Source organism: Streptomyces broussonetiae (assembly GCF_009796285.1).
GTDB classification, from domain to species: Bacteria; Actinomycetota; Actinomycetes; order Streptomycetales; family Streptomycetaceae; genus Streptomyces; species Streptomyces broussonetiae.
The window spans coordinates 1,910,797-1,926,078 of the sequence record NZ_CP047020.1 but is presented as its reverse complement, the minus strand read 5'-3'; the positions used below and the strand labels follow the sequence as shown (position 1 = coordinate 1,926,078).

Annotated in this window: 7 protein-coding genes; 3 read left to right on the top strand and 4 right to left on the bottom strand. The window is 74.6% G+C overall.

Annotated features, from left to right (window positions below; translation table 11 throughout):
* Nucleotides 1–7: 7 nt before the first annotated feature.
* Together GQF42_RS08870 and GQF42_RS47655 are read right to left on the bottom strand one after the other, a co-directional pair.
* A complete protein-coding gene (locus GQF42_RS08870) occupies nt 8–1,165 on the bottom strand; it encodes an ROK family transcriptional regulator (RefSeq protein ID WP_158919101.1) in 1,158 nt (385 codons plus the stop codon).
* The gene (locus GQF42_RS47655) at nt 1,162–1,449 is read right to left on the bottom strand and encodes a helix-turn-helix domain-containing protein (protein WP_158919100.1); all 288 of its coding nucleotides are present in this window, start codon (nt 1,447–1,449) and stop codon (nt 1,162–1,164) included. Before GQF42_RS47655 ends, GQF42_RS08870 begins: the two co-directional genes overlap by 4 nt.
* 204 nt (nt 1,450–1,653) lie before the next feature.
* On the opposite strand from GQF42_RS47655, the gene GQF42_RS08860 reads away from it, so the two are divergent.
* Entirely contained in the window at nt 1,654–2,097 is a 444-nt protein-coding gene (locus GQF42_RS08860) for a hypothetical protein (protein ID WP_158919099.1), read from the top strand.
* Nucleotides 2,098–2,101: 4 nt separating this feature from the next.
* Here the strand turns inward: GQF42_RS08860 and mug are convergent, their stop codons facing one another.
* Nucleotides 2,102–2,647, bottom strand: coding sequence for a G/U mismatch-specific DNA glycosylase (mug, locus tag GQF42_RS08855; protein WP_158929941.1), 546 nt, complete (start codon nt 2,645–2,647; stop codon nt 2,102–2,104).
* Nucleotides 2,644–4,089: an adenylosuccinate lyase gene (purB, locus tag GQF42_RS08850; protein ID WP_158919098.1), complete on the bottom strand. Its 1,446-nt coding sequence runs from the start codon at nt 4,087–4,089 to the stop codon at nt 2,644–2,646. Before purB ends, mug begins: the two co-directional genes overlap by 4 nt.
* A 998-nt stretch (nt 4,090–5,087) precedes the next feature.
* On the opposite strand from purB, the gene GQF42_RS08845 reads away from it, so the two are divergent.
* Nucleotides 5,088–10,502, top strand: a complete 5,415-nt coding sequence (locus GQF42_RS08845; protein WP_158919097.1) for a type I polyketide synthase — start codon at nt 5,088–5,090, stop codon at nt 10,500–10,502.
* A complete protein-coding gene (locus tag GQF42_RS08840; protein ID WP_158919096.1) occupies nt 10,502–15,256 on the top strand; it encodes a type I polyketide synthase in 4,755 nt (1,584 codons plus the stop codon). Before GQF42_RS08845 ends, GQF42_RS08840 begins: the two co-directional genes overlap by 1 nt.
* Nucleotides 15,257–15,282 lie beyond the last annotated feature (26 nt).

Sequence of the window (15,282 nt, the reverse complement as noted above, 5' to 3'; positions counted from 1 at the left end):
GCCGTGTTCACCGACGAGCCGTCACCGTTGCGTCGACAGCGAACAGCTGCTCCTCGACATGGTCCAGAGCCAGGCGCAGCGCCCCCGTGGCGACGGCCGCCTCGCCGAGCAACGACAGCGCCACCTGGGGCGGCCGCAGGCAGTAGCGGGCCAGTTCCTGGCGCAGCGGCTCCAGCACGCCGTCCAGACCGGCTGCCCAGCCGCCGACCACGACCAGCTCCGGATCGAGCGCCAGCACCAGCGCGGCCACGTCGTGCACGAGCCGCTGGATGAACCGCTCGACGGCCGCCCGCGCCCGCTGGTCGCCCTCGCGCGCCAGCGCGAACACCTCGGCGACCGCCTGCTCGTCCAGCGGGTGCAGCGGCTCGTCGGTCGTGGACAGCAGTGTCTCCGGTGTCGCCTCCCGGCCCAGCAGGTGCAGCGCGCCGATCTCCCCGGCCGCCCCGCCGTACCCCCGGTGCAGCCGTCCGCCGATCAGCGAACCCGCGCCCGGGCTCAGCCCCGCCAGTACGAAGACCATGTCGTCGGACTTGGTCGCCACACCCTTCCAGTGCTCGGCGACGGCTGCCGCGTTGGCGTCGTTCTCCACCAGCACCGGGCACTTGAAGGACCGGCTGAGCCGCTCGCCCAGCCGCAGACCGGTCCACTGCGGCAGCGCCGTGCCCAGCCGTACCGTGCCGTCGCCCTCCACGATGCCCGGCGTGCCCACGCCGACGGCCCGCAGCGAACCGCGCGCGACTCCGGCCCGGCGCAGCAGCTCGGCGACCACACCGCGCAGGCGGTCCAGGCGCTCGTCCGCCGGAGCCGTCTCGTCGACCTCCTTGGACTGTGTGCCCAGCACCCGTCCGTCCAGGTCGGACAGCAGCGCGGCGACCCGGTGCGGCCCGATCTCCAGGCCCAGCAGATGCCCCGCCTCGGCCCGGAACCGGAACCGGCGAGCGGGCCGGCCCTGACGGCGCGCGGTGCTCTCGTCGGCCGCCGTCTCCACCACCAGGCCGCCCTCGATGAGGCCTTCGACGACGCCTTCGACGGTCGGCCGGGACAGTCCCGTGACCCGGGTGATCTCGGTGAGCGTCGCGCAGTCCGTGGTGCGCAGCGCATGCAGCACCACCGCGGAGTTGATCCTTCGCAGCAGCGAGGGATCGCCGCCGGTCAGCTGCGTCACCGTCCGTCCTTCCAGCTCGCGGGGGTGTTGGGCGGATCGTACTCGGCCGGACGCATCCCCGGCGAGTGTCGCGTTCCGCATCCGAGGGGCACGGGCTCGGCCCGGCCCGGTGCCACCACCCCCGACGTGTGGGCCACGGCCGCCGCCCGGGCGCGGTCGGGTACGCGGAGCTTGGCGCCCACCGCGCCCACATGCGACTTCACCGTCTTCGTGCGCACCACCGGCCGGGCGGCGAACTCCGCGTTCGACGGCCCGCGCACCCTGATCCCAAGCGCCTCCGGCACGTCGTACCGGGCAGCAGCGGGCGCAGCGGCGGACCATGTGGCAAGGCCGCAACCGCCGTGTGCGGCAGGGCCGGTGCCGTGACCGGCATCGCAGACCTCCTCCCCGTGGGCGGCGCCAGCACTGCTCGCGGGCGCGTGGAGCCTGCGCCGCGTGGACGTCTGACGGCCCGCCAATTGTCAGTGCCGCCCGCTTTACTGGATCACATGGACATCGCGAAGTGCCTGAGCGTCATCGAGTCGCTGTGCGCGGGCGAGCTTCCCCCGGAGGGCGGGCGCTCTGGGCCGGGTGCGGCAGGAGCCGGTTACCGGACCGTGGAGTTAGAGACGAGCGACGGGACGCGGGCGGACCGCGTCCGGGCGCCGGAGCGCACAGCGGAGGACTTCCAGGCGTGTCGAGAGGCGATGGCGCAGCGGCTGGACCACCGCTGGGGCCTGCGGACCCCGTGGGGTCAGCTCACGGTACGGGTGCGCATGAGCCGGGGTGAGGAGATACCGGAGCCCTGGGCCACCCTCGGCCTGCTCACCGACGACCTGGACCTGTGGCAGGTGCCGGGGACCGGCCGCTGGGTCGCCCTCGGCGTCGCCGGCCGGGACGAAGCGGACGTACCACGGCTCCTGGCCACGGTCACGGAGATACCGCCTCCGTGACCGGCTACGCCTGTGCGGCGCCCCGCAGCCGGGCGAACTCCTGCGCCATCGTCTGCGCCGTCCAGTGCGCGTTCAGCCCGCTGGGATTGGGCAGCACCCACACCCGGGTGTTCCCGAACGTCCGCTCCTGCGGCCCCACCTGAGCCGCGCGCTCGCCGAAGGCAGCCCGGTACGCGGTCACCCCGACCACGGCCAGCCACCTCGGCCCGAGCCGCGCCACCTTCTCGGTGAGCAGCCGCCCGCCCTCGACGTACTCCTCGGCGGTCAGCTCGTCGGCCCGCGCGGTAGCCCGCGCCACGACATTCGTGATGCCCAGTCCGTAGGACAGCAGTTCCCGCTGCTCGGCCGGCTTCAGCAGCCTCGGCGTGAAGCCGGACAGGTGCAGCACCGGCCAGAAGCGGTTCCCGGGGCGGGCGAAGTGGTGACCGGTGGCCGCCGTCATCAGCCCCGGGTTGATACCGCAGAACAACACCCGCAGGCCGTCCGCGGCGACGTCCGGTACGAGACGGTCGCGGGCGGCCTCCAGGTCGGCCTTGGCCGGGCGGGTCAGAGGATCGCTCCGGGGGTGTATCCGGCCGCTTCCGGGTGCTGCTTGACGATCTCCTCGATGCGGCCGACGACGACACCGACCTGGTCGGCGGCGGCACCGGTGAAGGACAGCTTGTCGGCCATCAGCGCCGCCAGCTGCTCGCGGTCCAGCGGGAGGCGCTCGTCGACGGCGAGCTTGTCCAGCAGGTCGTTGCGCTCGGCGCCCTGCTCGCGCATCGCGAGCGCGGTGGCCACGGCGTTCTCCTTGATCGCCTCGTGCGCGACCTCACGGCCCACACCGGCCCGTACGGCGCCCATGAGCACCTTGGTGGTGGCGAGGAACGGCAGATAGCGGTCCAGCTCACGGGCGACGACCGCAGGGAAGGCGCCGAACTCGTCGAGGACCGTCAGGAAGGTCTCCAGCAGACCGTCGAGCGCGAAGAACGCGTCCGGCAGCGCGACCCGGCGCACCACCGAGCAGGACACGTCGCCCTCGTTCCACTGGTCGCCCGCCAGCTCGCCGGTCATCGAGGCGTAGCCGCGCAGGACGACCATCAGGCCGTTGACGCGCTCGCAGGAGCGGGTGTTCATCTTGTGCGGCATCGCCGAGGAGCCGACCTGGCCCGGCTTGAAGCCCTCGGTGACCAGCTCGTGCCCGGCCATCAGCCGGACCGTCTTGGCCAGCGAGGACGGTGCCGCCGCCAGCTGCACCAGCGCGGTGACGACCTCGTAGTCCAGCGAGCGCGGGTAGACCTGGCCGACGGAGGTGAAGGCCTGCGCGAAGCCCAGGTGCCCGGCGATCCGGTTCTCCAGCTCGGCGAGCTTCGCCGCGTCGCCGCCGAGGAGGTCCAGCATGTCCTGCGCGGTGCCGACCGGGCCCTTGATGCCGCGCAGCGGGTAGCGGCCGAGCAGCTCCTCGACGCGGCCGTGGGCGACGAGCAGTTCGTCGGCGGCGGTGGCGAAGCGCTTGCCGAGGGTGGTGGCCTGTGCGGCCACGTTGTGCGAGCGGCCGGCCATGACCAGCTCGGCGTACTCGCCGGCCAGCTTGCCGAGCCGCGCGAGGACGGCCACCGTACGGTCGCGCATCAGCTCCAGCGAGAGCCGGATCTGCAGCTGCTCCACGTTCTCGGTGAGATCCCGGGAGGTCATGCCCTTGTGCACGTGCTCGTGCCCGGCGAGGTCGTTGAACTCCTCGATCCGCGCCTTCACGTCGTGCCGGGTGACCTTCTCGCGCTCGGCGATCGAGGCCAGGTCGACGGTGTCGAGGACACGCTCGTAGTCGGCGATCGCCTCGTCCGGCACCTCGATGCCGAGGTCCTTCTGGGCCCGCAGCACGGCGAGCCAGAGCTGCCGCTCGAGCTTCACCTTCTGCTCGGGAGACCAGAGCGTGGCCAGCTCGGCGGAGGCGTAGCGTCCGGCGAGGACGTTCGGGATGCGGGGCTTGACGGGCGCAGCAGAAGTCACGTGTCCAGAGTTTACCGTCCGTCCATACAGGGTCCGTCCCGTCCAGGGGATGTAGGAATCCACAGGTCGGCGATCCATCCCGTGGGCGTGCGGGGCGGCTGTCCGTGACACGGATGTGAGACGGGGCCCGACGGGACCGACCGTCAGCCGAACGGGGGCCTCACGGACACGCCTGACTCCGGCAGGCGATCCGCTGTCGGGCATCCTTCGCCCGGACGGGGCCGGCACTGCTCACCGGCGCCTCGGTCCTGCTCGCGGCGGCCACGGCGACCTTCGCCACCGGCCGGGCGGCCACCACGGTCTCCTGCAGCGACACCGTCGAGGGCGATGGGGCAACGCGGTGATCACCTGGCGCGGCACCCAGGTGCGGGGAGAGGCGCCTCGCACCACGGTTGTGGCGCGCGCCACAGATGCTGCGGCGCGATCCGCCGCACACGGCGGACGTGGCCGCCGTCGGCCACCTCGACGCGCGGCCGGTGCTGCTGGTGCCGGCCGGGGTGCCGATCGCCGCACCGGGCGCGGTGACACCGGCGCACGGCGGCCCGGCGGGCCTTCGCCCGGGTACCGCACACCGGGTGAGGGCCGTACCGCGTCGGACGGATGCGTCCGCCGGGCCTGTGACGGCACGCCGGCCGCCCGCCTCGCACGCACACGGCTGCCGTCAGGACAAGGACCCGCCGACGGCGGTCCACCGGCAGGCGGTCCCTCCCGTGCGACGCGGTGCCACGGGGCCTCGCCGTCGAGTGGTGGCCGGGCCGTCGGGCCGTGTGCGGCTCCCACCGGGAGTGCCCAGGTCGGTGCAGGTCAGTGGTGTGATCGGTGAGGTGCGTCGCCTGGCCCCCTTACCCCCTACAGGGGCCCCTGGGGGCCGTAGGGGTGTCTTGCGCCGGTGCCCGCTGCCTAGCCTCCGACGCGGAGGGGGAAGCGGACCGGAATCCGTCCGGAGGCTATCCGCACGGCCGAGGCCCTCACTTCGATCTCGATCGGATGGCGCGCTGGTGACTAACGAAGAGCAATTGCTCGACTATCTCAGGCGGACGACCGCGGACCTGCGCGAGGCGCGGCGACGGCTGCGCGAGAACGAGCAACGCGCACACGGCCCGATCGCCGTCGTCGGCATCGGCTGCCGCTACCCGGGCGGCGTCACCACCCCCGAGGAGCTGTGGGACCTGGTCGCCTCGGGTACCGACGCGGTGTCCGACTTCCCCGTCGAGCGAGGCTGGGACGTGGACGCCCTGTACGACCCCGACCCGGACGCCACCGGCAAGACCTACGCCCGCACCGGCGGATTCCTGCACGACGCGGCCGACTTCGACTACGACTTCTTCGGCATCAGTCCCCGCGAGGCCCTGGCCATGGACCCGCAGCAGCGGCTGCTGCTGGAGACCTCGCACGAGGCCTTCGAGCGGGCCGGCATCGTCCCGGCCTCCCTGCGAGGCAGCCGCACCGGCGTGTTCGCCGGCGTGATGTACAACGACTACGCCACCCGCCTCACCACCGTCCCCGACGACCTCGACGGCTACCTCGCCAACGGCAGCGCCGCCAGCATCGCCTCCGGACGCGTCGCCTACACCTTCGGCCTCGAAGGCCCGGTCGTCACCGTCGACACCGCCTGCTCCTCCTCGCTGGTCGCCCTGCACTGGGCGGTGCGGGCGCTGCAGTCGGGCGAGTGCTCGCTCGCCCTGGCCGGCGGGGTCACCGTGATGTCCACACCGGAGACGTTCATCGACTTCAGCCGGCAGCGTGGGCTGTCGGCGGACGGCCGCTGCAAGGCGTTCGCCGCCGCCGCCGACGGCACCGGCTGGGGCGAGGGCGCCGGCATGCTGCTGCTGGAACGGCTCTCCGACGCCCAGCGGGCCGGCCACCCGGTGCTCGCCGTCATCCGGGGCAGCGCGGTCAACTCCGACGGCGCCAGCAGCCGGCTGACCGCCCCCAACGGCCCATCCCAGCAGCGCGTCATCCGTCAGGCACTGGCCGGCGCCGGACTCACCGCCGCCGATGTCGACGTCGTCGAGGCACACGGCACCGGGACGGCCCTGGGCGACCCCATCGAGGCCCAGGCGCTGCTCGCGACGTACGGCAAGGAACACCCCGCCGAGCGGCCGCTGCTGCTCGGCTCGATCAAGTCCAACCTCGGGCACACCCAGGCCGCCGCGGGCGTCGCCGGGGTCATCAAGATGGTGCTCGCCATGCGGAACGGAGTGGTTCCGCCGACGCTCCACGTCGATGCCCCCACCGACCAGGTGGACTGGAGCGCGGGCGCCGTCGAACTGGCCCTGGAGCGGCGCCCGTGGCCCGACGCCGGCCGGCCCCGCCGCGCCGCCGTCTCCTCCTTCGGCATCAGCGGCACCAACGCGCACGTCGTGCTGGAACAGGCGCCCGACGAGCCGGAACCGGCCGAGGAGGGGGGCAACCCACCCGTACGTGAACGGGGTTGTGTCCCCTGGGTCGTCAGCGGGCGCAGCCGTCAGGCCCTCGCCGCACAGATCGGGCGGCTGCGCGACCACCTCGACGCGCACCCCGAGGCGCGCCCCGCCGACCTCGGACTGTCCCTGGCCGCGACCCGCGCATCCTTCGAGCACCGCGCCGTCGCCGTCGGCCGGGACACCGGCGAGCTGCTCGACCAGCTGGCCGCCGCGAACCCGCTCACCCCCGTCGGCGGCAGGACGGCCTTCCTGTTCACCGGCCAGGGTGCGCAGCGGATCGGCATGGGCCGGACCCTGCACCGGGCCTTCCCAGTGTACGCGGCGGCCTTCGACGCCGTGTGCGCGCTCGCCGACCGGAGCCTGGAACGGCCGCTCGCCGAGGTGATCGACACCGACAGCGACCTGCTGACCCGTACCGACTACGCGCAGATCGCCATCTTCGCCACCGAAGTCGCCCTGTACCGCCTGCTGGAGTCCTGGGGCGTGACCCCCGACCACCTGGCCGGGCACTCCGTCGGCGAACTGGCCGCCGCCCATGTCGCCGGCGTGCTCGGCCTGGAGGACGCCGTTCGGCTCGTCGTCGCGCGCGGCACCCTGATGGCGGCTCTCCCGGCGGGCGGCGCCATGGCCGCGCTGCGCGCCACCGAGGACGACGTCACCCCCTACCTCGACGAGCGAGTCGGCCTCGCCGCCGTCAACGGCCCCCGCTCCGTGGTGGTTTCGGGTGCCGAGGACGCCGTGGACGCCCTGGCGGCCCGCTTCGAGAAGAGCAAGCGGCTGAAGGTGTCGCACGCCTTCCACTCACCGCTGACGGAGCCCATGCTGGCCGGGTTCGCCGAGGCCGCCGCCGCCTGCTCCTTCGGGCCGCCGAAGATCCCGATCGTCTCCACGCTCACCGGCGCCCTCGCCGGCCCGGGCGAACTGTCCACGCCCGCGTACTGGGTGCGCCACGTCCGCGAGGCCGTGCGCTTCGCCCCCGCCCTGACCACCCTGCACGGGCTGGGCGTCCGGGTGTTCCTCGAAGTCGGCCCGGACGCGGCCCTCACCGCCCTGGCCGTGGACTGCGTGCCCGAGGACAGCGTGACCGTCGCCGCACTGCGCCGCGACGGCGACGAGGAACGCGACCTGGTCACGGCCGTGGCCCGGCTGCACGCGGCCGGCACCGCCGTCGACTGGACGGCGTTCTTCGCCCCGCACGGTGCCCGCCCGACCGGCCTGCCCACCTATGCCTTCCAGCGCGAACGCCTGTGGCTGGAGGGCGGCGCCGCGGGCAGCGGTGACGCCGACGGCCTCGGGCAGAGCGCCACCGGACATCCGCTGCTGAGTGCCGCGACCGAGCTGCCCGACACCAAAGGAGCGGTCCTCACGGGCCGGCTCTCCCGCAGGGCCCAGCCGTGGCTGGCCGACCACGCCGTCCACGGAACCGTGCTGCTGCCCGGCACCGCCTTCGTCGAGATGGCCCTGCAGGCCGCCGGGCGCACCGGCTGCGACACCGTCGACGAACTCACCCTGCACGCCCCGCTGATCCTGCCCGAGCAGGGCGCACTGGCCGTACAGGTCGCCGTCGGCGGGGAGCGCGACGGCCGACGGGAACTGACCGTGTGGTCCCGCCGCGCCGACGGCGAGGACACCCCCTGGACGCGCAACGCCGCCGGTGTTCTCACCTGCGCCCCCGCCGACGGAACGAGCCCGGCCGAACTGACCGCCTGGCCGCCCGCCGACGCCGAGCCGGTCGACCTGGACGGGCTCTACCCCGCGCTGGCCGGCATCGGCTACGGCTACGGCGAGGTCTTCCAGGGGCTGCGCGCCATGTGGCGCCGCGGCGACGAGCTGTTCGCCGAGGCGGCGCTGCCCGAGGGCGCCCGCGCCACCGCCGCCGCGTACGGCGTGCACCCGGCGCTGCTGGACGCCGTCCTGCACGTCAACCTGCTGGATCTGCCCGGCGGTCAGGCCGTGCTGCCGTTCGCCTGGGGCGGTGTCACCCTGCACGCGGCGGGCACCGACACCCTGCGTCTGCACCTCGCCCCGTCCGGCTCCGACGCCGTCACCCTCACCCTCGCCGACGCCGTCGGCGCACCCGTCGCGACCGTGCGCAGCCTCGTGGCCCGCCCGGTCTCCGCCGAGCAGCTCGCAGCGGACGGCGACGACCCGCTGTACCGGGTCGACCTCGTCCCGGCGCCCGGTCCGGCGGCCGTGGACCTGCCCGCCCTGGCCGTGTGCGGTGACGGCGACGCCGGTCTCGACGCGCCCCGGTACCCCGGCCCGGCCGCGCTCCTCGCCGCCGGCCCCGTGCCCGAGCTGGTCGTGCTCGCCGTACCGGCCGCACCCGATGCCGTGGCGGACCTGCCCGCCCTCGTGCGGGACCGGGTGAACGGCACCCTCGACACCCTGCGCACCTGGCTCGACGACGAGCGCTGCGCCGGCCGGCGGCTCGCCGTGCTCCTGCGCAGCGGCGACCTCGGACATGCCCCGCTGTACGGACTCGTCCGCGCGGCCCAGGCCGAGAACCCCGGCCGGTTCCTGCTGGTCGACAGCGACGGCAGCGCCGCCCCGGGGCCCGCCCTCGCCACCGCGCTCACCGCCGAGGAACCCGAAGTCGCGGTGCGGGACGGCGACGTGCGGGTCCCGCGGCTGGCCCGCGCCAAGGCCGGCGGCCCGCTCACCTGGGACCCGGACGGCACCGTCCTGATCACCGGCGGCACCGGCGGCCTCGGCGCTCTGATCGCCCGTCACCTGGTCACCGAGCACGGCGTACGGCACCTGCTGCTGGTCGGCCGGCGCGGCGCCGAGGCTCCCGGAGCTGTCGAACTCGACGAAGAACTGACCGAGTTGGGCGCGGAGGTGACCCTCGCCCGGTGCGACGCCGCCGACCGCGCCGCCCTGGCCGCGCTGCTCGACGAGCACGGGCACGCCGTACGGGCCGTGGTGCACGCCGCCGGCGTCGTCGACAACGGTGTGCTCGCCACCCTCGACGCGGACAAGGTCGACCGGGTGCTGCGCCCCAAGGTGGACGCCGCCTGGAACCTGCACGAACTGACCCGCGACAAGGACCTCACGGCCTTCGTCGTGCTGTCCTCGACCGCCGGTCTGCTGGTCGGCGGCGGCCAGGCCAACTACGCCGCCGCCAACACCTTCCTCGACGGCCTCGCCGCCCACCGCCGCGCACTCGGCCTGCCCGCCGTGTCCCTCGCCTACGGCCTGTGGTCCGGCTCCGGCGGCATGAGCGCCGACATCGACGCCGCCGACCTGGAACGGCTGCGCCGGCTCGGCCTCCCCCCGCTGACCCCCGCCCAGGGACTGCGCACCTTCGACGCCGGACTCGACGCCGAGGACGCCGTCCTGGTGCCCGTACGCCTGGACGCCGCCGCGCTGCGCGCCCGCCCGGACGGCGTACCCGCGCTGCTGCGCGGCCTGGTCCGGCCCGCCCGGCGGCGCGGTGCCGAGCCCGCTGCGGGCGTCCCCGCCGACTCCTGGCGGGAGCGGCTGGCGCCGCTCGCCGACGCCGAACGCGAACGCGCCCTGCTGGAGTTGGTCCGCACCCACGTCGCCGGCGTCCTCGGGCATCTCTCGCCCGAGTCCGTCGACCCGGGGCGTGCCTTCCAGGAGATGGGCTTCGACTCGCTCGCCGCCGTCGAACTGCGCAACCTCCTGTCCGGCGCCACCGGCCTGACCCTGCCCGCGACGCTGGTCTTCGACCAGCCCACCCCCCTCACCCTCGCCGAACACCTCAAGTCCGCGCTCGTGCCCGGCCCGGCCGACCTCACCCGGTCCGCGCTCGCCGAGCTGGACCGGCTCGAAGCCGCCCTGCACGACCTGCCCAACCAGGACGGCAGCCACGCCCGCGTCTCCGCGCGCCTCGAAGCGCTGCTGCGCGGCTGGCAGGACACCCACGGACGCCACAGCGCGCCCGGGGCTCCGGAGGACTTCCGGGAAGCCAGCGACGAGGAACTCTTCGCCAAGCTCGACAACGAACTGGGAGCCCTGTGATGGAAGACTCGGCCACGGCCGGCAAGCTCCGCGACTACCTCAAGCGGGCCACGACCGAGCTGGAGCGCAGCCGCCGCCGCGTACGGGAGCTGGAGGAGCAGGACCGCGAGCCCGTCGCCATCATCGGCATGGGCTGCCGCTACCCCGGCGGCGTGCGCACCCCGGAGGACCTGTGGCGCATCGTCGACGAGGGCATCGACGTCGTCACCGAGTTCCCCACCGACCGCGGCTGGGATGTCGAGGCGATCTACGACCCCGAGCCCGGCGCCCCCGGCAAGTCCTACGTCCGCCACGGCGGCTTCCTCCACGACGCCGCCGAGTGCGATCCCGCGTTCTTCGGCATCAGCCCCAAGGACGCGCCCGGCACCGACCCGCAGCAACGGCTGCTGCTCGAGGTCACCTGGGAGGCCTTCGAGCGCGCCGGCATCGACCCCACCGCGGTCAAGGGCTCCTCGACCGGCGTCTTCGTCGGCCTGATGCACCACGACTACATCGGCGGCACCATCTCCGGCAGCATCGTCTCCGGCCGTATCGCCTACACCCTGGGCCTGGAGGGCCCCGCGGTCACCATGGACACCGCGTGCTCCTCCTCCCTGGTGGCGCTGCACTCGGCGATCCAGTCGCTGCGCAAGGGGGAGTGCTCCCTCGCCCTCGCGGGCGGCGCCGCCGTCATGGCAAGCCCCGAGATGTTCATCGAGTTCAGCGAGCGCCGCGCGCTGTCCCCCGACGGCCGCTGCCACTCCTTCTCCGACGACGCCGCGGGCGCCGCCTGGGCCGAGGGCGCCGGCATGCTGCTCGTGGAGCGCCTGTCCGACGCCCTGCGCAACGGCCACGAAGTGCTCGCCGTCGTCCGCGGCAGCGCCGTCAACCAGGACGGCGCCTCCAACGGCCTGACCGCGCCCAGCGGCCCGGCGCAGATCCGCGTCATCCAGCAGGCCCTCGCCGACGCCCAGCTCGCCCCGCACCACATCGACGCCGTCGAGGCGCACGGCACCGGCACCACCCTCGGCGACCCCATCGAGGCCCAGGCCGTCATCGCCGCCTACGGACAGGACCGCCCGGAGGGCCGGCCGATCCGGCTCGGCTCGATCAAGTCCAACATGGGCCACCCGCAGGCCGCGGCCGGTGTCGGCGCCGTCATCAAGATGGTGATGGCGATGCGGCACGGCACCCTGCCGCGCACCCTGCACGTCGAGCGGCCCAGCACCGCCGTCGACTGGAGCGCGGGCGACATCCAGCTGCTCACCGAGCCTCAGCCGTGGGACACCCCCGACGGCCGCCCCCGGCGTGCCGGTGTGTCCTCCTTCGGCATCTCCGGTACCAACGCGCACACCATCCTGGAGGAGGCACCGGTCGTCGCGGCCGGGCAGCCCGCCCCGGAGCGCGCCGCGCTGCCCGTCGTCCCGTGGGTGCTGTCCGGCAAGGGCTCCGACGCAGTCCAGCGGCAGGCGGAACGGCTGCTCGCGGTCGCCGGTGACCTCGACCCGTACGACGTCGGCTTCTCGCTGGCCACCACCCGCACCCGGTTCACCCACCGGGCCGCCGTGACCGGCCGCGACCGGGACGAGTTGCTGGCCTCCCTGCGCGCCGTCGCCGACGGCAGCCAGGCGGCCGTGGTGACCCCCGAACCCGGCCGCCTCGGCTTCCTGTTCTCCGGCCAGGGCTCCCAGCGCCCCGGCATGGGCCGCACCCTGCACGCGGCGTTCCCGGCGTTCGCCGCCGCCTTCGACGAGATCTGCGCCGCCTTCGACGCCCACCTGGAGCGCCCGCTGCGCGAGGTGATGTTCGAGGAGGCCGCCGACCCCGCCGCGTCCCCGCTGAACCAGACCGCCTACACGCAGGCGGCCCTGTTCGCCTTCGAGACCGCCCTGTACCGGCTGCTGGAGCACTGGGGCATCAGTCCCGACCTGCTCGCCGGACACTCCATCGGCGAGGTCGTCGCCGCGCACGTCGCCGGTGTCCTGGACCTGACGGACGCGGTCGCCCTGGTCGCCGCCCGCGGCCGGCTGATGCAGGAGCTGCCGACGGGCGGCGCGATGGTGTCACTGCTGGCCTCCGAGGCCGAGGTCACCCCGCTGCTCACCGACGGCGTCGACGTCGCGGCCGTCAACGGCCCCCGCGCGGTGGTGATCTCGGGCGACGAGGACGCCGTGCTCTCCGTCGCCGCGCAAGTGGAGAAGACCACCCGGCTGAAGGTGTCCCACGCCTTCCACTCCCACCGCATGGACCCCATGCTGGACGCGTTCCGGGAGGTGCTGGCGGGCCTCACCTTCCACGAGCCCGCCCGGCCGGTCGTCTCCAACGTCACCGGGCGCATGGCCGACGAACTCACCTCGCCCGAGTACTGGGTGCGGCACGTCCGCGAGGCCGTACGCTTCCACGACGCAGTCACCACCCTCGCCGCCGAGGGCGCCACCCGCTTCCTGGAGGTCGGCCCCGACTCGGTCCTCACCAACATGGCGCAGGACGTGGTGCCCGACGTCATCGGCGCCCAGCGTCGCGACCGGGACGAGGACGCCGCCCTCGTCGCCGCCGTCAGCCGGCTGCAGCTGACCGGCACCGGCCCCGACTGGTCGGTCGTGTTCGCCGGCGGCCGCAAGGTCGACCTGCCCACCTACCCGTTCCGCCGCGACCGGCACTGGGAGGACGCGCCCATCCTGCAGGCCGAGCGCTCCGCGACGGCCCGCGCGGGCGGTGACGCGGGCGACCCGTTCTGGGAGCTGGTCCGGGACCAGGACGTGACCGCCGTCGCCGCCACCCTGGGCGTCGCCGACGAGACGTCCGTCGCCGCCGTCGTACCGGCGCTGGCCGCCTGGCACGAGCAGCGGCAGGCCAACGCCGCGGCCGACGGCTGGCGCTACCGCGTCGCCTGGGAGCCGCTGGCCCCCGCCGCCACCCCGGCGCTCGGCGGCCACTGGCTGGCCGTCGTCCCCGCCGTCGACGATCCCTGGACGACCGCGGTGCTGACCGGGCTGGCCGACCGGGGCCTCACCGTCGACACCCTCAGGGTGCCGGACGTGGCCGACCGCGCGGAGCTGGCCGGGCTGCTCGACGGCCGGGGAGGCGTGGACGGTGTCCTGTCCCTGCTGGCGCCGGTCACCGAACTGGCCACGACCGCCGCCCTCGTACAGGCACTCGGGGACGCCGGGATCGGTGCCCCGCTGTGGTGCGTCACCCGGGATGCCGTCGCCCACGGCCCGGCCGCCGAGGTCACCGGCTTCGCGCAGGCCCAGGAGTGGGGCCTCGGCCGGGTCGCCGCCCTCGAACACCCCGACCGCTGGGGCGGACTGGTCGACCTGCCCGCCGAGATCGGTCCGCAGACCGTGGCCCGGCTGGCCGCGCTCCTCGGCGACGCCGGCGGCGAGGACCAGGTCGTCATCCGCGAGTCCGGCGCCTACGGCCGGCGGCTGGAGCATGCCCCGGCCCGCCCCGGCGCCCCCTGGAAGCCGTCCGGAACGGTGCTGGTCACCGGTGCCACCGGCGCGGTCGGCGCGGCCGTCGCCCGGTGGCTCGCCGCCGAGGGTGCCGACCACCTGCTGCTGACCTCCCGCCGCGGGACGGACGCACCCGGTGCCGCCGACCTCGTCGCCGAACTCGGCGGCACCGGTGCCGAGGTGACCCTCGCCGCATGCGACGTGGCCGACCGCGAGGCACTGGCCGCGCTCCTGGACTCCGTACCCGAGGCACACCCGCTCACCGCGGTCGTGCACCTGGCCGGCGTCCTCGACGACGGCGTCCTGGACGCGCTCACCCCCGAGCGGTTCGCCGGCGTCCTCGCCGCCAAGGCCGACTCCGCCCGCCACCTGCACGAACTCACCACGGACCGCGAGCTGTCGGCGTTCGTCCTCTTCTCCTCCCTGACCGCCACCGTCGGTGGGGCCGGACAGGCCAACTACGCCGCCGCCAACGCCTACCTCGACGCCCTCGCCGAGCACCGGCGCGCGTCCGGGCTGCCCGGCACCTCGGTGGCCTGGGGACCATGGGGCGGTGACGGCATGGCCGCGCACGGCACCGTCCGCTCGGCCGCCCGCGCGATGGGCATGTCCCTCCTCGCCCCCGAGCGCGCCCTCACCGCCCTCGGCCGGGCCCTGGACGGCGGTGACACCACCGTGACCGTCGCCGACGTCGACTGGTCCGTGTTCGCGCCCGCGTTCACCTCCAGCCGGCCCAGCGCCCTGCTGTCCGCGCTGCCCGAGGCGCGGCGTGGCGCGGGCGGCGGCGCCGAGGCGGGCGCGGGCGACGGCTTCGCCGAGAAGCTCGCCGGACTCACCGGCGGCGAACGCGACCGTGCACTCCAGGAGTTGGTGTGCGGACAGGCCGCCGCGGTCCTCGGCTACCGCAGCGCCGACGCCGTCGAGGCAACCACCGCCTTCCGCGACCTCGGCTTCGACTCGCTCACCTCCGTCGACCTGCGCAACCGGATCAGCAGCGCCGCCGGGGTGCCGCTGCCGGCCACGCTCATCTTCGACTACGCCACCCCCGCCGCCCTCGCCAAGCACCTGGGCACCGAACTCGCGGGCGCCGACGCCTCCGTGGACTCGGTCGTGGCCGAATTCGACCGGGTCGCGGCCCGGCTCGGCGGCCTCACCGCCGAGGACATCGAGCAGAGCCGGATCACCACCCGTCTGCAGGCCCTGCTGGGCGACCTGAACAAGACCCTCGGCCAGGACGCCGACGCCGTCGCCGGACGGCTGGAGGACGCCTCGGCCGACGACGTCTTCGCCTTCATCGACAACGAACTCGGCTCGGCGTGACCGGTTCGGCCTGACCCCACCCTCCC

Excerpts from the sequence above, each read along its gene's own strand:
- GQF42_RS08840 (WP_158919096.1), top strand. The coding sequence starts at position 10,502 with ATGGAAGACTCGGCCACGGCCGGCAAGCTCCGCGACTACCTCAAGCGG.
- GQF42_RS08860 (WP_158919099.1), top strand. The coding sequence starts at position 1,654 with ATGGACATCGCGAAGTGCCTGAGCGTCATCGAGTCGCTGTGCGCGGGC.